General features: G+C 34.4%; 16 protein-coding genes. 9 read left to right on the plus strand and 7 right to left on the minus strand.

What is annotated here, in order from left to right; genetic code table 11:
* Positions 1-2: 2 nt before the first annotated feature.
* From B5X51_RS09880 to B5X51_RS09905, 7 genes are all read left to right on the plus strand, one after another.
* Positions 3-1334: a glycosyltransferase gene (locus B5X51_RS09880; protein WP_079721013.1), complete on the plus strand. Its 1332-nt coding sequence runs from the start codon at positions 3-5 to the stop codon at positions 1332-1334.
* Positions 1335-1341: 7 nt separating this feature from the next.
* The gene (locus tag B5X51_RS09885; RefSeq protein WP_079721014.1) at positions 1342-2265 is read left to right on the plus strand and encodes a glycosyltransferase family 2 protein; all 924 of its coding nucleotides are present in this window, start codon (positions 1342-1344) and stop codon (positions 2263-2265) included.
* Between the two features lie 182 nt (positions 2266-2447).
* Positions 2448-3605 carry a glycosyltransferase family 61 protein gene (locus B5X51_RS09890; protein ID WP_079721015.1) on the plus strand — a complete coding sequence of 386 codons (1158 nt, stop codon included), beginning with the start codon at positions 2448-2450 and terminating at the stop codon, positions 3603-3605.
* Between the two features lie 30 nt (positions 3606-3635).
* The gene (locus B5X51_RS09895; protein WP_079721016.1) at positions 3636-4844 is read left to right on the plus strand and encodes a glycosyltransferase family 4 protein; all 1209 of its coding nucleotides are present in this window, start codon (positions 3636-3638) and stop codon (positions 4842-4844) included.
* Between the two features lie 363 nt (positions 4845-5207).
* Positions 5208-6395, plus strand: a complete 1188-nt coding sequence (locus B5X51_RS09900) for a glycosyltransferase family 4 protein (protein WP_079721017.1) — start codon at positions 5208-5210, stop codon at positions 6393-6395.
* 199 nt (positions 6396-6594) lie between these two features.
* Complete coding sequence (locus B5X51_RS15920; RefSeq protein WP_176132750.1) at positions 6595-6771, plus strand: hypothetical protein; 177 nt, start codon at positions 6595-6597, stop codon at positions 6769-6771.
* A gap of 57 nt (positions 6772-6828) precedes the next feature.
* On the plus strand, positions 6829-7557 hold the full coding sequence (locus B5X51_RS09905; protein WP_079721018.1) for a WecB/TagA/CpsF family glycosyltransferase: 729 nt from the start codon (positions 6829-6831) through the stop codon (positions 7555-7557).
* A 402-nt stretch (positions 7558-7959) separates the two neighbouring features.
* Here the strand turns inward: B5X51_RS09905 and B5X51_RS09910 are convergent, their stop codons facing one another.
* Entirely contained in the window at positions 7960-9339 is a 1380-nt protein-coding gene (locus B5X51_RS09910) for a DUF4377 domain-containing protein (protein ID WP_079721019.1), read from the minus strand.
* A 354-nt stretch (positions 9340-9693) separates the two neighbouring features.
* Here B5X51_RS09910 and B5X51_RS09915 point away from each other — a divergent pair, with 354 nt between their 5' ends.
* On the plus strand, positions 9694-9873 hold the full coding sequence (locus tag B5X51_RS09915) for a hypothetical protein (protein ID WP_079721020.1): 180 nt from the start codon (positions 9694-9696) through the stop codon (positions 9871-9873).
* Positions 9874-10285: 412 nt separating this feature from the next.
* Here the strand turns inward: B5X51_RS09915 and B5X51_RS09920 are convergent, their stop codons facing one another.
* From B5X51_RS09920 to B5X51_RS09940, 5 genes are all read right to left on the minus strand, one after another.
* Entirely contained in the window at positions 10286-11509 is a 1224-nt protein-coding gene (locus tag B5X51_RS09920; protein WP_079721021.1) for a right-handed parallel beta-helix repeat-containing protein, read from the minus strand.
* 365 nt (positions 11510-11874) lie between these two features.
* Positions 11875-12753, minus strand: coding sequence for a glycoside hydrolase family 16 protein (locus B5X51_RS09925; RefSeq protein WP_079721022.1), 879 nt, complete (start codon positions 12751-12753; stop codon positions 11875-11877).
* 236 nt (positions 12754-12989) lie between these two features.
* Complete coding sequence (locus tag B5X51_RS09930) at positions 12990-13490, minus strand: hypothetical protein (protein WP_139374863.1); 501 nt, start codon at positions 13488-13490, stop codon at positions 12990-12992.
* Between the two features lie 318 nt (positions 13491-13808).
* A complete protein-coding gene (katG, locus tag B5X51_RS09935) occupies positions 13809-16064 on the minus strand; it encodes a catalase/peroxidase HPI (protein ID WP_079721024.1) in 2256 nt (751 codons plus the stop codon).
* A gap of 281 nt (positions 16065-16345) precedes the next feature.
* Positions 16346-16804: a hypothetical protein gene (locus B5X51_RS09940; RefSeq protein ID WP_079721025.1), complete on the minus strand. Its 459-nt coding sequence runs from the start codon at positions 16802-16804 to the stop codon at positions 16346-16348.
* Between the two features lie 358 nt (positions 16805-17162).
* Between B5X51_RS09940 and B5X51_RS09945 the strand changes: the two genes are divergently transcribed.
* On the plus strand, positions 17163-18056 hold the full coding sequence (locus B5X51_RS09945; RefSeq protein ID WP_079721026.1) for a DUF808 domain-containing protein: 894 nt from the start codon (positions 17163-17165) through the stop codon (positions 18054-18056).
* A 112-nt stretch (positions 18057-18168) separates the two neighbouring features.
* Here B5X51_RS09945 and B5X51_RS09950 read toward each other — a convergent pair whose 3' ends face one another.
* Positions 18169-20154 carry a S9 family peptidase gene (locus tag B5X51_RS09950; protein WP_079721027.1) on the minus strand — a complete coding sequence of 662 codons (1986 nt, stop codon included), beginning with the start codon at positions 20152-20154 and terminating at the stop codon, positions 18169-18171.
* Positions 20155-20289 lie beyond the last annotated feature (135 nt).

Below are 20289 nucleotides of genomic sequence, written 5' to 3' on the forward strand. Positions count from 1 at the left end.
CTATGTCACTACCTAAAGTTTTAATAATCAATCAACCCTTTAATAAAAATACGGGAGGTGGAGTTACCCTATCAAATCTCTTTTGTAACTGGGAAAGAAAGAAATTGGCAGTCGCCTGCCTGGGCTATTTGCTTACCCAAAAGATGGATCCGACCCCTTGCAATAATTATTATCAGTTGGGTTCAAAAGAACGGAAATGGATTTTCCCATTAAATCTTTTCGGCCGGAAATATTATTCGGGACCAATAAATATTGGAGATAGGTCAAATAATAAACAGAAGGTGGTTGGAAAAAGATCAAAATTTCGGGTAAAATTGATTCTTGACTTTATAGTCCCACTTTTTAATTACATCGGAATTTCCCATTTTCAGGCCAAAACTAGTTTGTCTCCCGGTTTTTGTAAGTGGTTGGATGATCTTGACCCCGATGTATATTACATACAGGCCGAAACAAGAGAAAGTGTTCTTTTTTGTACCGAGATTATTAAATACAAAAAACGCCCTGTTATTTTTCATATGATGGATGATTGGCCTTCTTTAATAGGAGTAAAAGGTCCCTTGAAAAAATATTGGGAACAAAAAATAGATAAAGAGTTCAGACATCTTCTGAATAAAGCTGATTTACTGATGGGGATTAGTGATTATATGTGTGAAGAATATAAAAATCGTTATGGAAGGAATTTTGTCACTTTTCATAATCCAATAAATTTAAATTTTTGGAAAAAAGCACAAAGAAACAATTATCACCTTGCCAAAAATCCAACAGTATTATATGCCGGAAGGATTGGTCTAGGTATCGATGATTCTTTGCGAAATATAGCTGAAGCGATAAAAATGATTAATAAAGAACTTAATGCCGATATTAAATTTAAAATCCAAACTAATAAAGTTCCCAATTGGATTAGTAATTATAAGAATGTTAAACACCAGGAATTTGTGGCCTATGAAGAACTTCCTAACGTTTTTGCCCAGGCCGATATTTTGATTTTGCCTTATGATTTTAGTTCAGAATCCCGAAGTTATATCAAATACTCTATGCCCACAAAAGCTCCAGAATATATGGCAAGTGGAACACCAATAATTATTTACGCACCACAAGACACTGCCTTGGTTAAATATGCTGAAGAATATAATTGGGCAGAAGTTGTGACAGAAAGCAATACAACTGTTCTAATGGAAAAACTGAAGAACTTAATTCTTGATATGCCTCTTCGAAAAGAAATTGCTACAACAGCTAAAAATGTGGCTGAAACTCGTCATGATTCCGATCTTGTTGCGCAGGAATTTCAACAAATGATTTTAAAAACGGCCGAAAAAACAATTATTTATAAATAATATTTTCATGAACCATTTAGTTATTGGCATTCCAACATATAAAAGGCCACTAATGTTGGAGAAATTGATCAATAGTATTTATAAATGCTCTATAGATAGGAAATTTATTTCAACGGTAGAAATTTTAATTGTAGATAATGATAGAGACAAAACTGCAGAAGAAATTATTTTACAGCATAAATCTAGCGACTCTCCCAAGTTTAAGCTTCATTATCATAATTACCCGATAAAAGGCCTTTCCAATGTAAGAAATGAAATAATAAAAAAGGCACTTTTATTTGATCCAGATTTTGTAGTATTTATTGATGATGACCAGTATGTAACCGAGCATTGGCTCAATGAATTGATATATACAACTGTAAAAAATAAAGGTGATATGGTAATGGGACCAGTAGTCCCGGCATTTGAAGTAAAGGTATCAAAGGCCATTTCAAAATGGTTTTTTCTTCCTCAATTTGAAAATAATAAGCAGTTGAATTTTATAATGACCGGTAATCTCATTATGCGTGTTGAATTTTTAAAAGACAATCAACTGCAATTTGATAAAAGGTTTAACACAACGGGAGCCGAAGATATCTATTTCGGAATTTGCGTCTTAAAAAAAAATGGGACTATTTATTATGCTGCAAAAGCACTAGCCTACGAGTACATTTCTAAAAAAAGGGGAACCCTTAAATGGATATTGCAACGAAAATATAGGGGCGCAAATTCGTTTGTGTATATACTAGTATTGGAAAAAAAAATCATGGGTATTTTAAAAAAACTATTAATAAGTTTTGTCTATTTTAATTTAGGCGTTGTTTGTTTACTCTTACTTCCTTTCAAATTTAAATATAGGTATATCGGACTTATAAAAATCGCAGAAAGTTTAGGAGGATTTTCCGGATTGTTAAAAATAAGATATAATGAATATTCTAAAGAGAATAGATAATAGTATGTACTGTTTTATTTATAACTGCCTTCAATACGAATAGAACATTTTGCCGAGTTGAAGGAGGAAAAGAATTGGTGACAGAAATAATTATTAGCAGGTTTTCTGAAGCATTCAGAGGATTTTGAAGGTTTTAATGGAATACTAAATCATTAAAAATTACTATGTAAACAGTTTGGGAAATGTTTTTAAAACTAAAAAATATAGTAAGATTATGGGTGAAGAGTCTGATACCGCTGGCGGCAAGAGTTTTAGGGGTAAAACTTTTAAATAAAGATCAAACTCTTAAATTTTTAAAGAGTGCTGAAATAAATTTTCATCGTCAAAATTCGGTGCAATTATTACCAGTTGAAACATTTGGAGGTACAATTAAGGGTTTGGATAAAGGAGATATAATAAAATCATCTTACAGTGCCGTTTATTGTCTTAGTGGTAAAGCTGTAAAAATATTGCCTTATGGTGGAATTCAGGTAAGATCAAAGGTTTTGGATTTAGATTTTGGATCCTCAGAGTTTTTGCGTAGCTGCTTTAGTCTCAGTAAAAGAGATATAAATTATAGTAAAAATTGTATTGTTTTATGGTCGCACAAATGGGGTGGAGGCTATTACGACTTTCTTTTTTATATATATGCTAAACTTCTGAGAATTAGGGAGGTGATAGGGGAAGAGGAGTATCAACGATCTGTTGTTTTATGCCCCATATTTGGAAAAAAATTTGAAAAAGAATTTTGGAAAATTGCAGGATTAGAAGAAAATCAAGTCCTTGATGTCAGGAGTAATATAGTAGCGGCAGAGAAATATTATTTCGCCAATAATGAAAATTGGTTTTTCCCCAATACTAGGGATATTAAAAACTTAATTAAACTTCCATTGTCTGTGTCCATCAAGAAATTTCCTGAATACAAACGTATCTATATATCTAGAAAGATTAGAAGGAAATTAAGAAATGAGGAAGAAATAATTCAGGTTTTAAAAGAGTTTGATTTCAAAATCATTGAAGATAAAACCAGAACAGTTAAAGAACAAATGGAAATTTATTCCAGTGCAGATGTTATTATAGGACCGCACGGGGCTTCATTTGCCAATATTTTATGGTGTAGGCCAAATACAATATTAATCGAAATGTTTTCAAATCGATATTACCCTCCCTTTTTTAAGTATTTAGCCAATGTTTTAAAATTGAAATATTATGCCATTTTTGAAAAGGAAGTGCGAACTAATGATGAGGCTTATTCATATAAAAATTTTAGTATCTCCCCGAAAGTATTGCGCAGTTCATTGAGTAGGATATTTTCCAGACATAAAGTAGAATGCCCGTCAGTGCTTAATAATAAAAGTTGATAGGGGTTATAAAAATTATGATATTTTCTTATGAAAAAGATTTTACTTTCCGCATTTGCCTGTAATCCCAAAATGGGATCAGAAGAAGGAAATGGCTGGAATTGGTCTTTGGGTTTAGCTAATAAGGGTTTTGAAGTTCATTGTTTAACGAGACAAATTGGAAAGTCTGCTATTGATGAAATGAAAAAACCAGAAAATCTTTATTTTCATTATATAAAATTACCGATGGGATTAGAGAAACTATACTCTAGTTCAAGGTCTGGGATGTATTTGTATTATCTACTTTGGCAATTATTAGCCTTTAGGAAAGCGCGATCTTTAAATAAAAAACTTAATTTTAGTATTGCTCATCATGTCACATGGGGGAGTGTGCAATTAGGTTCTTTTATTTATAAATTGAATATTTCGTTTGTATTTGGGCCTGCCGGAGGTGGACAAATTTCTCCAATAGCCTTTAAGAATTACTTTGGGAAAAGCTGGAATATGGAAGAAAAAAGAAACAAAGTTTCAGCTTTTCTATTAAAATACAACCCAGCCTGCAGAAAAATGTTAAAACGGGCATCAGCAGTTTGGGTTTCTAATAGGGATACTGCAGATCTCGTTAAAAAAATACGATTTAAGGAAGTAAAACATACTCTCGATATAGCACTGCCAGAAGATTTTTATCCAATAAATTTTGAACCTAAAAAACAAAAGCAGGGAAGTTTAAAACTATTATGGGTAGGAAGATTGATGCCCCGAAAAGGTGTCATGTTATTACTAGACGTAATGGAAAAATTGAAAGAATACCCAGGAATCGTTCTTACTATGGTTGGAGACGGAGAACAAAGAGAAAAGATTCTAGAAGCGGTAAAGATTAAGGAGTTAGATGCTACTGTTATATTTAACGGAAAAGTGCCTTATAAAGAAGTGAAAAAATTTTACGCTAGTAATGATGTATTTTTCTTTACTTCCTTACGTGATTCAGGTGGTTCGCAGCTTGTGGAGGCAATGGCTTTCGGAATGCCTGTGGTATCAATAAATCTACACGGTCAATCGGTCATAATTAATGATGAAACTGGTTTTAGATGTCCTTGTAAAGATCCGGCTGAAACTATTGACGCTCTGGTCAATGCAATTTTAAAACTTTACTATAATCCTGATTTGCTTAGTAGCATGAGTTTAGCTGCTCACAAATTTGCCCTTCAACAAACCTGGAGCCAAAAAATTGATAAGGTGGTAGACCAAAGTTATGTTTAAAAAATAAATTTTAGGTGTAATTATTTTCACGAAGGAGCTTAGTGTATAATCGTGTTTTGAAAGATGAAGTGCAGGACTTAAGTTGGGTTAAAGCTTATATGTTACTGTCCTATTACCACGGTTTGGAGGTCATTGCAATTGAAATATGATTGGTTTTCTTCAAGAGCCTTCGGCTTCGGTCTGGATTGTCGAGCGAGTCTAAATGGGCGTTGGCCCAACTATTCGAATCGAGGAATCCAGTAATAAAAAGGAGTTATAATTATTAGTTAAGATCTAAGTCACTAATTATTGTCATAACATTTTTTAAAGAAAAATACTGACACTCTGGGATCATTAAGACAGTAGATTTTCAAATATCATATTATGAGTAAAATTCTTTTCATCACTTATGAAAATCCCTTTACCAGAAATTCTGGCGATAGCATTTATACCTGTAATATTTTGGAGGCTTTGTCTAAATTGCCCTATCAATTACACATGGTTTATTATGATTCTAATGATAAAGAGCCTTTGGTGGACCACTTAAACCTAAAATACTTCGAAAAGACAGAAATAGTAAATTTCAGAAAAAAGAGTCCTCTCCAATTTATATTCTCAGCCAATCCTGGAATGATTGAAAATCGCATTTCCAAAAAATTTTCTACAAAAGTGAGTAAAATGTTACGTGGTGAAACTTACAGCTATATCTTCATTAACCACATGAAGATGTTTTTCACTTTACCTAGCATATTGAAGGGTCGTAAAGATGCCAAACTGGTGTATATCTCACACAATGTTGAATATCTTCTGAGCAAGAACCTGTCAATTTATAACAAGTCTATTTTCAAAAAAATACTTTACTGGCAAGATGCAATAAAAACAAAGAGATACGAAAATAAATGGATTAAACACTTTGATGCAGTAAGCGCAATATCTGAGCATGATGCATTGTATTTCAAAAACGCTTACAAAGTAAAAAGAATAAAAGTGCTTCGACCAATTATAAACATGGTTAACATCAATGGTTTTCCTCAAAAAAAGAAATTTAATAGAATAATAATAGGTGGAAGTTTTGAATGGGATCCTAAAAAAGAAAACCTTTTAATGTTTTTAAACTCATCAAATTTCCACAAACTTTATGAAGCTGGAATTGAACTTATTATAGCAGGGAAGGCTCAACATAAATTTGTAGAAAAAATAAATAACCGTTATAAAGGTGTTTATATGACGGGAGCTATTCCCAGTCTTACTCCTTACTATCAAAAAGCAGGTATAGCTATTATACCTGAAAGGCTTGGTGGTGGTTTTAAATTAAAAGTAATAGAAGCTGCACTCTCAAAAACGGCTATAATTGCAATTAAAGGAGCTATTACCCCTTGCAATTTTCAAGAAGGTTTACATTTTATAGAGAAAAATAGCTTCGAAGAATTAATATCAGAAATTCTAAGAATCCAGAGAAACCCTGAAGAACTAGATCAGATGATTGGCGCGGCATATAAAGTGGCCGATGAAGAATACACTTTGGATAAACTTACTGGTTCTTTATATCAATTAATGAACTTCAGTAACTAAATAAGATAATATAAGTTGGTGATTTTGGATGTTTAACCTCAAAAATAACCGAAAATGCCACTCTAAATCTTTATAGTTCTTCTTGTGTAATGTGCAACCTTTTTAAAAATATAAGACCTAAGAAATATATGAACCATATTTTAATTCAAGCCTTCTAGTATCCAACGCTATAGAGTCTGGATTGTTTGACGCTTTATAATTGGAAAGATTAATATTATCAGCTAAAATTCAAGTTGGCGTACCGGTTGAGAATGTTTTAGTAATAATGGGAGGAGTGAAATTTGGAATGGGAAGAGGAAACATGATCACAACTGAAGTGGTTCAAAAGAAAATACTCGCAATTCCATATCGTAAATTTAAATATGGACTGTTTTAATATCAATTTTAAAATTTCTTCGTCAATTTTCTAAGATGAGCTTTACTTTATTAGATCATGAAATATACTAATTCAACTGTTTTCTGTTTAGGCTACTCCATTTATCATGGTGATTTGAATGATTTATTTTGTTCAGAGAAAATTGTTGTAGATACCTTGAACCAATATTCTTATTGCATAGCCGAACAGGATGAACAATTTAAAAATTCTTTGAAAAATGCTGATATTCTTTTGCCTGATGGCATTGGAATAGTTGCCGCAGCAAAAGTTCTAGAAAGAAAAAAAATAAGAAAGATTGCCGGTGCAGACCTACATTTACATTTGTTAACTGAAATGAACAAAAGAGGTGGTAGCTGTTTTTATTTAGGATCATCCCAAACAACTATCGACAAAATTGAAAAAAGGCTACATAAAGAATTTCCGAATATAAAAATGAAGGGCTATTCACCACCGTTTAGTGCAGAATTTTCATTAAGTGATAATCAGAAAATGATTAAAGCAGCTAATTCTTTCAATTCAGAAGTGTTATTTGTTGGAATGACAGCTCCTAAACAGGAAAAATGGGTCTTTGAACATAAAAAAGAATTAAACGCCAAGGTTATTTGCTCTATTGGTGCTGTATTTGATTTTTATGCAGGAACGGTAAAACGACCTAGTAAAATTTGGAGAAGCCTAGGATTGGAATGGTTAGGACGAATGTTACAAGAGCCAAAAAGGATGTGGAAACGTTATCTATATTATGGCCCTATATTTTTATATTATGTCTTTTCTAAAAGGAAGAACTAAGTAATATTTATGACATAATATGATTTTGCTGAATGTAGATTTTTAATTTGAGCTAAATAACTCTTTACGCAAATCATTTCAAAGTTAAATTTGTTTTTCTAATAAGGGCAGCTAGAATACCTCAAAGCAAAATTACTCTAAAATTGCTAACTCGTAGCTTTTTGGTTTTACCCTTCAACTGGAGTCTGTTTTGAGAAAAGTTGAAATACTTCAGAAAACAAAAAAACTGAAAAAATCTTCACCGAACAGCCATTAAAAAAAATCGGAAAGCTTGTGAATAAACATTCTACAAGGCTTTCCGATTTTTTATATTTTCATATGTGATTTCGAGGAGTATAACTCGATAATGAAATATTATTTATCTATGTAAATCTCGCGAGTTGCTAGCTCCGAAGTATTTTTTTAATCTAAATTAGTATTACCTCCGTCAATATCATTGTAGATATTTCCTCCTTGTCCTTCGTTTCTTAGAGTGTTATTTCTTAAAGTGTTACCGGTAGATCCCGAGTAAAAGGTGTACTGGACAATATATACCAAACCATCTGTTTGGCGAATTTCTATTAAGTGAGGTTCGTCTCCTTGCACAGTACCTGAATTTCCAGTAATTAAAACATTTTTGGTATACTCTTCGCCTACCCCGTCTTTTTCTAAAGTGATTACATTATAAGCCGTATTGGGTGCGGAGAATGTATTATCGGCAATTGTTAGTTCCCCATATCCTAAAATCTCAATTCCGCGGTCTTTTGCATCAATTATATTGTTGTTTGAAAGCACAGCATTTTTACCAGCACCACTAAGGCTTATTGCCATACCATATTGAGATTGTAACCCCAGGCTTTTAAATTCATTATTTTGAATTGTAACCCCGTCGAATCTAAGGATACCATCATGCGTGTGGTTTTGTAATTCAATCGCCATACGTCCTATATCCACGAATGTGCAATTTTGGATATTGATATTTTTAGAACGTGCTGTTCCTTCACTTACGAATTTTATTCCGTTGGTACTTACCTCAGGATTGGTAAACGTACAATTTTCGAAAAAAATATCTTCTGCACTATTACTGAAATCAACGAGCCCTGCACCATAATCTGCTGTGCCGGGACCTGCATAGGCGCTAAATTTTATATTATTGAATTTAATATTTTTAGCGGTCCCCTGAAACCACATTAGTGTTTTAGAATCTCCTGTGATTTCTGCCCCATCGGCACCAGTCACTTGAAGATTGGAAATGTTGTTTTGAAAAATAAGACGGTTAGGTAAAATATATTTCCCAGGTTTTAAATATAAATTACGGTCAGATTTCAATCCAGCAATTAGTTCCGTTACATTACTAATCTCTGTTGCGTTTTCAGGTACTGTTGTCTCCGGGAGTTCTTTGGAGACAATCTTCACTAGCTCGTACTTAATAGACGAACCACCTCCTAGAGGAGTTTCTACGTTTGTCTTTTTTACTATGAGCTCATAAACAAAACCAGCTTCATAATTGAAACCTTCAATTCTGTCATAATAATAGAAATTTTCCCAATTTTCTGTACCTATCATATCACCTTCTTGCACGAGCAGGCAAGTACCTTCCATTTCTCCACTGCAATTTACAGTAGAACTGTTTACCATCATATTAATCTCGTTAGAAGCAGTATCTTGATTTAAATTAGACTCCGCTTCTAAATCCATGGAATCCTCGGCCTCGGTAGAAGTGGATTCTTCTAAAAGCTGATAGTCAGTATCCGGCGAACATGCAGATATTGTAAATAGCAATATATAAAACAGATTTTTCATAAATAATTTAGGTTAAGATTTGTTACTGATTTTTTTGAAATAGGGGCATTATCCTATTTTTAGTTTTTAAATTAATTTGGCGCAAAACTAAAAACTTATATCGATATAAAAAGTAAAATCATCGATAAAAAGCCATTTAAATGGTTTGTAGTCAGTTTCTTACATGTGTGTTGTCAGAATATTCTTAGGAAATTAAGCGTCGAAAAAAAGCTATTATTATGCCAAAAAAATCTGGCTTCGAGAATTAATTTTTCTTGATAATGAATACAGCTTAAACCGTGTTATATTTTTTTATTTGGAAAGTAAAAGAAGAAATGAATTGGCTAGAAATGCGTAGATAATTAAACCTAAATTGTGGATGATTTCCACAAAAATGAATTGAAAAAAATAACTAAACGTAAAAATGCTAAAAACAAAAAATTTTTAATTCAAAAAAAAGATTTATCGATAAAAACTATTTGTGAAAGTAAAAACTTACAATATTGTAATAGAGAAATTACAATGATTCCGGAAAGCTCTTTAGGCGAGAGCTAAATTTGTATTCTGGATCAAAATCATTGTTTGAATGACCATAGTAATCTAGAATCAACATACCTAATCGATCTCCTCTATATACTAAAATGACATCCCAGAGATGATCTTTGGGTTCTCAGACTTCTGGCTTTTATAATTGCCTAAAGGGCCATGGATTTCCCATTTGGGTATTTTCTCAATGTCAAATTTTTGAAGTTGTTTTAAAAAGCCATTCACGTGTCAACGCTTTTAAACTGTTTTGAAAATACATCGCAAAATAAATCTTCTTTTTCACAATGTGTAAAATTTAAAATTAGGTAAAAATAACAGGGCTCGTGACCCCTGTTATTTTTTATTTACACTCTTTATTGGATAGTCTTGCAGAAAAATTAATTTTTCCTGACTTTTGGCGGAAACTATGGTTAAATTAAGATTAATTGCTATCTAAATTTGTATTACCTCCGTCAATATCATTGAAGATAGTTCCCCCTTGCCCTTCGTTTCTTAAAGTGTTATTGCTTAAAGTGTTGCCGGTGGAACCCGAGTAAAAGGTCACTGTGGAAGAATTATCAGCGGTGGTAATAAAAGTACTACTGCTAAAGGTGTTATTTATACTTCCATCATCTACATAGAGCCCAATACCTCCGTCTGATGAGTGAAAACTATCTGTAAAGGAAGAGTTTTTCACATCACTTACATGAAGCGCATCTGCATAAAAGGAATTATTGGTATATACCAAACCATCTGTTTGGCGAATTTCTATTAAGTGAGGTTCGTCTCCTTGCACAGTACCTGAATTACCAGTAATTAAAACATTTTTGGTATACTCTTCGCCTACCCCGTCTTTTTCTAGAGTAATTAGATTATAAGCCGTATTGGGTGCGGAGAATGTATTATCGGCAATTGTTAGTTCCCCATATCCTAAAATCTCAATCCCGCGGTCTTTTGCATCAATTATATTGTTGTTTGCAAGCACAGCATTTTTACCAGCACCACTAAGGCTTATTGCCATACCATATTGAGATTGTAACCCCAGGCTTTTAAATTCATTATTTTTAATTGTAACGCCATCGAACCTAAGGATACCATCATGAGTATGGTTTTGTAATTCAATCGCCATACGTCCAATATCCACGAATGTACAATTTAGGATATTGATATTTTTAGAACGTGCTGTCCCTTCACTCACGAATTTTATTCCGTTGGTACTTACATTGGGATTGGTAAACGTGCAATTTTCGAAAAAAATATCTTCCGAACTATTACTGAAATCAACGAGCCCTGCACCGTAATCTGCTGTGCCGGGACCTGCATAGGCACTAAATTTTATATTATTAAATTTAATATTCTTAGCGGTTCCCTGAAACCACATCAGTGTTTTAAAATCTCCTGTGATTTCTGCCCCATCTGCACCAATCACCTGTAGATTAGAAATATTGTTTTGAAAAATAAGCCGGTTGGGTAAAACATAATTTCCAGGTTTTAAATACAAATTACGCTCAGATTTCAATCCAGCAATTAGTTCCGTTACATTACTAATCTCTGTTGCGTTTTCGGGAATTGTGGTAGTTTGATTCTGTGTTTCTTCCAAGGCATAGTAATAGTTTTGAGAGAATGCCGAGGTTGAAAAAAGTAATATATAGATTAAATATTTCATTATAATGAGTGCAATATAAAAAATGGTAGGTGTTAATTTTTGCAATGGAACCTTCCAGTATATAAAAAAACATATCCCTTCTCAATGCAGTATTTGCTTAGATAATCTTGTGGATTTATTGGCACCGCCAAAGGGTGTAATATCCCGACGCTTGCTTCGAAATTAAAAATTTGTTTCCAACGAATACCTCGTGGGCTTGCCCCGAGGTATTTTACTACCAATAAATAATACATTAATTTCTGTTATACAGACTTTGTTCTTCTCAAGGTTCTTATAAAGAATCAAAAAGTGTCGTAAATCATTAATATTCAATAGATTTATGGGATTTGAAGATCAACATTCTCATATCTTATTGCGCACCATATTTAATTTGGATGGTACACCCTAATGTAATCTATTTCCATACTAGCTGGGAATAAGGAGGCATCAACGCCTTCTCCTCCATACGATCCGCCTATTACCAATCCAGTCAATAAGAAAAGGGGCTGATTAAAAGGCCAGTTTTCTTCAGTAGGCGAAGAGGGTCGCAGAAAAGTATAGGTGATGTTATCTGGATCGTCAACATAGAATTTGAGATATTTATCAGTCCATAATAGGCCATAGGCGTGAATTTCCTCTTCTGCAGATTCAATAGGATAGCTTGCACTCAACAATGTACCATTTTCAGTATTGTTTGTGCTGCTGTGTATGTAATTGAAGATTTTATTAGGGCTGTTACTAAAATACTCCATAATATCAATCTCCCCACATTGAGGCCATCCTACTTCTTCAATATTAACTCCAAGTAAGCCTATTGATGCCCAAATACCATTTATTCCCTCCTCGGGAAGTTTTACGCCAATTTCAACGCGACCGTATTTAAAGGCAGGTTTACTGCTTAATCTGGCAGAAGTATAAACCCCATCATTTTCTTTCGCATGAATCTTTAATGTTCCCCCGCTAACCTCCGCATTTTCTTTGCGGTAAATCTGTAGTCCGTCTGTATTATCAGGAGTGATGAAATCCATTGTTTCATAATTCCAAGTATCCTCCAAGCTTGTTGCCTCCTGAAATTCTTCATTCCACACCATTTTCACATCCTTCCAATTAATATCACTATTTACGGGAGTGTCCATTTCTATAATGGTTCTTTTTTCATCGGTTTCCGAATCATTGGAATCGTCGTTAGAGTCGCATCCTAGTAGAGAGAATAATAGAATTAAAACTACCGCGATCTCATTAAAATAAGTTTTAATTTTCTTCATATTATCCTAAATATTTAATTATAATACAATATAAGAATTGTTGGCCGTTTTTCATATTATACCACCGGCATAAACTTCATCGTTTCCAATCTCTTTTGAACCACCAGTTTAACCGTTTACCAAACATTTGAAGCGCCGCTTACAGTTAAAGCTGTATCGTGATAGGTTATTTAGTTAAAAGAATACCTTTATAAGATAGGAAGAAAATTAGAGAAAAAAGGAATGCTAAAAAGCAATTAAAATAAGCCTTTAAAACTTTTAATTTCGGGATTAAACTTATAGACTATCTCTTCTTTATTATTAAGGTCGCGACATACGTCTAATAGCATTATCCCTAATCTTTTACCTTGATATTCCAATATGAAGTCAAATGGATAATCTTCATGGAAGATTTTATTAGTATTTGCTACAGCTTTTTGAAGGCTTTTGGAATCTATTGGTAATCCTAATATTTTGGCTAATACAGATTTAATTTTATTATCCGCTAATATCACCTTTTCAGTTTCCAGTATGTTGATTATTTTAGAATTTGCCGATTGAGAAAAATTTGTTGGGTAAGCCACTAATCGGTTCCAAAAATTATTTATAAAGTTGAAAATTCGAGATTTTTTACTTTTACTTTCCTGGAATAGATTTTTGTGCTCTTCTTCTTTTTTACTTTCTAAAAGCAAATTTTCATCTTTAAATGAATATGAGTGGGGCGAAGGCTCATTTATCAGATAAGAGTTGTTTTTCATTGTAACCATTCTCTGTTATAGATATTTAATATATAAAAAAAGTACAAGATTATGCTTTTTTTACAATATTAAATTGCTATTTATACAATCCATCTCTTGTTTGGGATTAAATAATTACTGAAAACTATCATCCAGCTCGAATTTAGAACGCACATTTCAACTATAATATTAATCAAGTTAAATTTAATCCTAATAGGGATAAAAGAAAAGAGGCTGTTTGAAAAGCCTATTTTCGTTAAACTGTTCCGAATTTTCGAAACAGCTTAACGATTTTAGTACCTTTTAAACATCCTCTTTAATAAACTAGATTTCCTTTTTTTATTCTAAATCAAACCTATCCAGGTTCATTACTTTCTCCCAGGCTTTTACAAAATCTTTAACAAATTTTTCTTCTGAATCTAGAGTTCCATAAACTTCAGCTAAAGCCCTAAGTTCTGAATTCGATCCAAAAATAAGATCGGCACGGGTTCCTATCCACTTTACTTTATCTGTAGAGCGATCGCTTCCTTCAAATTCCGTTTGAGAATCTGAAGTTGCTTTCCAGGTAGTTTTCATATCAAGAATATTCTTGAAGAAATCGTTGGTAAGCTGTCCCGGTCTATCTGTAAAAAAACCGTGGTTAGATCCATCAAAATTTGTGTTTAACACTCGCATACCACCTACTAGAACTGTCATTTCTGGAGGAGTTAAAGTGAGTAATTGAGCTCTATCTACAAGCATTTCTTCGGCAGAGGTAGACATATTATCCTTATTTTTTACATAATTACGGAAACCATCAGCATTGGGCTCCAAAGGTTCAAAAGCTTCTGCGTCTGTTTGCTCTGCGGTGGCATCTGAGCGTCCCGGTGTAAATGCTACGCCTATTTCATGGCCAGCATCTGCAGCAGCTTTTTTAACCCCAACGCAACCTCCAAGTACAATAAGATCTGCCAGAGAAACTTTTTTATTTCCAGATTGCTTATTATTGAATTCCTGTTGAATATTTTCTAGGTTGGTTAATATCTTCTGCAATTGCGGCGGGTTGTTAACTTCCCAGCTTCTTTGTGGTTCTAAACGAATACGAGCACCATTGGCACCACCACGTTTATCTGAACCTCTAAAAGTAGAAGCCGAAGCCCAGGCAGTAGAAACTAGCTGGGAAACCGATAATTCTGAGTTTAAAATCATTTCCTTAAGCTCAGCTATGTCCTTTTCATTTACTAATTCGTGATCAACTTCAGGTATCGGGTCCTGCCAAATAAGTTCTTCTGATGGGATTTCTGGTCCTAAATAGCGGGAAAGTGGCCCCATATCGCGATGTGTAAGTTTATACCACGCTCTGGAAAAAGCATCGGCAAATTCTTCTGGATTTTCGTGAAAATGCTTTGAAATTTTTAAATACTCAGGATCCTCTTTTAAAGCCAGATCTGTTGTTAACATAAATGGCGCGTGTTTTTTTGAAGGATCGTGCGCATCTGGTACAGTTCCTGCACCGGCACCGTGTTTTGGTCTCCATTGGTATGCACCTCCGGGACCTTTATGACATTCCCAGTCAAATCCAAATAAGTTATCAAAAAAGCTATTACTCCATTTTGTGGGTGTTTGCGTCCAGGCACCTTCAATTCCACTGGTTATTGTATTTTCCGCATTTCCGCTTCCAAAACTGTTCTTCCAACCGAGCCCCATTTCTTCAATTCCTGCTCCCGCCGGTTCTGCAGCTACATATTCATTAGCATCAGCAGCACCGTGTGTTTTTCCGAAGGTATGTCCGCCGGCAATTAGTGCTACCGTTTCGTAATCGTTCATCGCCATACGGCCAAAAGTTTCCCGAATATCTTTGGCTGCACCAATAGGATCTGGCTCCCCATTAGGCCCTTCAGGATTTACATAAATTAATCCCATATGAGATGCACCCAGTGGATTTTCCAGGTCACCTTCTTTTTGGTACCGTTCTTTATTTCCTAACCATTCGCCTTCAGAACCCCAGTAGATATCTTCTTCCGGCTCCCAAATATCTTCACGGCCACCGGCAAAACCAAAAGTTTCAAGCCCCATAGATTCAAGGGAAACGTTCCCCGCAAGGATCATTAAATCGGCCCAGGATATTTTATTGCCATATTTTTGTTTAATAGGCCATAGTAAAAGTCTAGCCTTGTCCAGATTGGCATTATCTGGCCAGGAGTTTAGAGGAGCAAATCTTTGTGAACCAGAGCTTGCCCCACCACGGCCATCTCCAATTCGATAAGTACCAGCGCTATGCCAGGCCATGCGAATAAAGAAAGGACCATAGTGACCATAATCTGCTGGCCACCATTCCTGGCTATCGGTCATAAGGTCATTTAAGTCTTTTTTTACTGCTGCAAGATCAAGACTTTTAAAAGCTTCAGCATAATTAAAATCTTCATCCATGGGATTAGATAAATTGGAATGCTGCTTTAATATCTTCAGGTTTAAAGCGTTTGGCCACCAATCTCTATTGCTTGGCCCCATCCCAGCAGTTTTTTCTACTGCTCCTCCCATAAATGGGCATTTACTGGATTCGTTTACGTCCCAAACCTTATGATTATCAGGGTTTTTTGATTGATTGTTTTCCATAATTGAGAAAGTTTAATGTTTAATAATTTAAAAATACTATAATTTTTTCTTATCGTTATTTTTTTTATATATTAAATAACTATAGTGGTTAAGTGAAAACTATAGTAAGTTAAGGTGATTGTAATTTATCACCTTAACTAAGTTCTTTACATAAGTAATCAATATACTAAACCTTATTGTTTATTTGAAGGCATACTTGCAGTAATTTGGATTGAAAAGCAAACTTTTAATTAGGGAGATTACCTATTTATAGAACAGAACTTTATTGAGAATGAAGTAGTTTATTCTATATTAAAACTCCACCTATTTTGAGTATTATACTTTTCTTGTTTTCCTACAGATAATAAATAACGATCATAGGTAGCCTTTCTTAACCACTGCACCTCAAAGTCATCTTTTAGGAACTCATCTTGAGCAGCCTCTGCTGCTAATTTTGAAGCTATTTTATAGTCTATACTAGTATCGCCATGGTGATAAATAAACGCAGCATAGAATTTATCACGTGGTTTTTTTAAATTATTACTTTTTCTAATAGTTTTTATCTGGTTTAATCTTTTGAAATCTCTATCCTCTAAATCACTAAAATAACCCAGAAAAGACCTGAGCTGCCTTCTATCTTTCTGGTCACTTTCGTATGCATATTTTAATTTTTCACTTATGGTTCCTTTTGTTATTATGGCTTTATCATAAGGTCTAATAAGAGAAATCATGATTCCAGAGATGCAAATCAGCAAAATCAATGAAGGAATTTTAAAATAAAATGCTTTTAGCCTTTTAAAAAGATGGACTAAGCAGAGGAGGATTAAGAAAATAGAAATTATTAACATGATTGCTATTAGAATGAATTCAAAAGATATAAATAGATAGGAAAGTGCAGTAATAATTAGAAGACTCAAGAAAAAAGTAAATTTTCGCACATGGTTAGTTTGCATGATAGACTTATTATTTAACTGAATTATAAACGGGATTTTATAAAATGACGTAAGGATTTTGTGAATGTTGCAAGAAGTACCGCTACCAATTTCATAGAAATTTTACGAAATTATTTTAATTTCAGTTTATGAATTACACTTATCTTGGCTTAATAAAAATTAAACTATGGCTTCAGGAATATTTGCCCTTTTAGATGATATTGCAACTTTGATGGACGATGTAGCGGTAATGAGTAAAGTGGCAGGGAAGAAAACAGCCGGGTTATTAGGAGACGATCTAGCCGTTAATGCCGAAAAAGCTTCAGGATTTATGTCTGCCAGAGAGTTGCCAGTGCTGTGGGCAATTACGAAAGGTTCCTTTTTAAATAAGCTTATTATTTTACCACTGGCCTTCTTGCTAAGTGCGTTTTTACCTTCAGCGATCACCATTATTTTGATTATAGGGGGACTTTATCTGGCCTATGAAGGTGCTGAAAAAATACATGAATATCTTTTTCCGCATTCGCACAAAAAAGAAAAGCCTAAACTGGAAAAACTCTCTGAAGAAGAAGTCTTAAGCCTTGAGAGAGAAAAGATAAAATCGGCAATTTTAACCGATTTCATACTTTCAGTAGAGATTATTATAATTGCATTAGGAGCTGTAGGAGAAGAACCATTGTTAACCAAAATCCTTGTGGTTACAGTTATTGCTATTGTGGCCACTGTTGGAGTTTATGGAATTGTTGCTTTAATTGTACGAATGGATGAATTTGGGGCTAAACTTATAAATCTAAATGATGAAGAAAATAGTTTTTCAGATAAAGTTGGCCAGTTTTTGGTAAATGCATTGCCTAAGGTGATTAAAGGTTTATCTATTATTGGGACTATAGCCTTGCTTTTAGTTTCGGGAGGTATTTTTGTACATAATATTCATTTTTATCACGATTTAATAGAAAATATACCTGTTCCTGGTATTATTGTAGAATTTTTAACTGGCCTGATAGTTGGCTTTATTGTGCTGTTAATTATAAATTTAGCGGTAAAAACCTATAAGAAATTTTCGGCTAAGTACAGCCAGTAATAAGTTAATCTAGATTTTTGAATTATTCTATATTAAATCAATAAAAGCCCTAATAATAAAAGCCGGTTTACAAGAATTGCAAACCGGCTTTTAAGTACCTAAGTGTTTCGTATTATTTGCTCTGAAGTTCCAGTTGTGTTTCCGGAATTTCCATTGCTTCCTCTGTGAGGTAAGTGTCAAACCAACGCATCATTCTCAGCATAAAGTCGTACCTGGCGGTAGCTTTTCTGTTTCCGTGGCCTTCCCCGGGATAAAGTACCAGCCTAACTGGAGTCTCGGTTCTGGTTTTAAGATGACGGTAAAGCTCAAAAGACTGTCCCGGATCTACACGGGTATCTTCCTTTCCGTGTAGTATAAGAAGCGGGGTCTCACCCTGGTCTGCGTAAAAAATAGGGCTGCGTTCCAGGTAGAACTGGTAATCGTCCCAAATACGTTGGCGACTATGCACAAGAAACATCTCTTCTGGAATATCGCTGGTGCCCCATTTTGAAATATTGTTACTAATGCCTACAGACATTACACCCGCAGCAAATCTTTTGGTATGTCTGGTAGCCATCCATGCTGTAGCGTAACCACCATAAGAGCCTCCGGTAACTCCTACCTTATCTTTATCTATATTATAATTTGCAATAAGGTAATCTACCCCATCAATAATATCATCAAATTCTTTTCCTGCAGGATCACCCTGGCTAGATTTAGCGAACTCGGCGCCTCTACCTGTACTTCCTCTATAGTTAGGGTAAAATACTGCGTAGCCATTTGCAGCACCAACCTGCCCAGGCATGCTGTAGGCGGTAAGCCAACCATTATCGTAATGAGCTTCAGGACCTCCGTGTACTACTGTGATTAGGGGAGTTTTTCCCGATTTTTCTAAAGGATGAATTAAAATTCCCTGTAGTTCAAGACCATCTTTAGCCTTGTAGCTAACCACTTCCTGTTTCCCTAATTTCTTGTTTTTTAACCAGGGATTAGAGTCTGTAACCTTATTAAATGATGAGTTTTTGGTATTCAAAACAAAAAGCTCTCTTGGATGTTCGGCTGCATTTCCTGTAAAAGCGATATGCTTATTTGTAGCGACAGAAAATCCGGTAATATTTAGGTTTGGGGATGTAAAAACCTTGCTGATTTTATCATTAATATTCAAGTTGAACAAGCTACTATAAACTCCTTCACTTCCAAGTACAGTGAGGTTTTTATTATCTTTCCAGCTAAGCTCGTGAAATTGTCCCTGAAAATCTTTTTGAAGAATTTGGGGGCTTTCACCTGTGGTTTCAGCAATAAAAATACGACCATCAATAGGGTCGTGTTTATCTTCACCGGCTATAAAAGCTATTTGTTTACCATCGGGACTCCAATCTATAGCTCCTAATTTCCCTTTATGCTCAACTTCAGCAGTAATTTTCGACGTACTTGCATCTACAAAATAAATTTTCTGATTGGTGTAAAAGTCGTCTACCAATGAAGAAGGAGCAGCGCTCACCATAAGGTTGGTAGCATTTGGACTCCATTGTACCGACGTTACATGGCCATCAACTTCTAATTTTTTAGGGCTCGCATCATTAAGATCTACGATATATGCAGATGCCTGTTGCAAATTGGTTTCATAGATCTCGGGTTGGTAAGGAAGTGAATTATCTTCTTTATCTTTTATTGCTGAAACAAAAGCCAATTGAGTTCCGTTTGCCTGCCAATCGTAAGAAGAAATGTTTCCTTCAAATTCATAGAGCTTCTGTGCTTCTCCACCCTGAAGGCTAATTTCGTATAAAGCAGTAGCCTTATCGTTTTCTTTTTTAGTGGTAAAGCTAATGCTATTATGCTCAGGTCTCCATTTAATATTAGAAGCGCTATAACCGGTTATATAAGGTGTAGCCGTTTTATTGCTCGTGTTGTAAACATAGAGATGTGTGGTTGCAGGTACATTTTCCTCTTTAGGATCTGCCGGCACCAGGAGTTGGTAGGCTATATGTTCTCCGTCTGCTGAAATGACTGCATTGGAGATTTGTTTGATGTTTGCTACATCTTCGGGACTAAGCCCATTTTGCTGTGCAAACAGCCCCTGGAACACAAAAAATAACAGAAGTGTAATAGATCTTTTCATTTAAATTTAATTTTGAAAAATTGATTTTTAAAGATATTGTAAAATGGCAAATTGCACAAGTATACTTTGTTGAATTAGTAGGTTTGCGGCATGCTTAATACGGGCATAATAGCTCTTGTATATTTGTTTAAACTT

Origin of the sequence: Salegentibacter holothuriorum (assembly GCF_900168045.1) — a bacterium.
Taxonomy (GTDB): domain Bacteria; phylum Bacteroidota; class Bacteroidia; order Flavobacteriales; family Flavobacteriaceae; genus Salegentibacter; species Salegentibacter holothuriorum.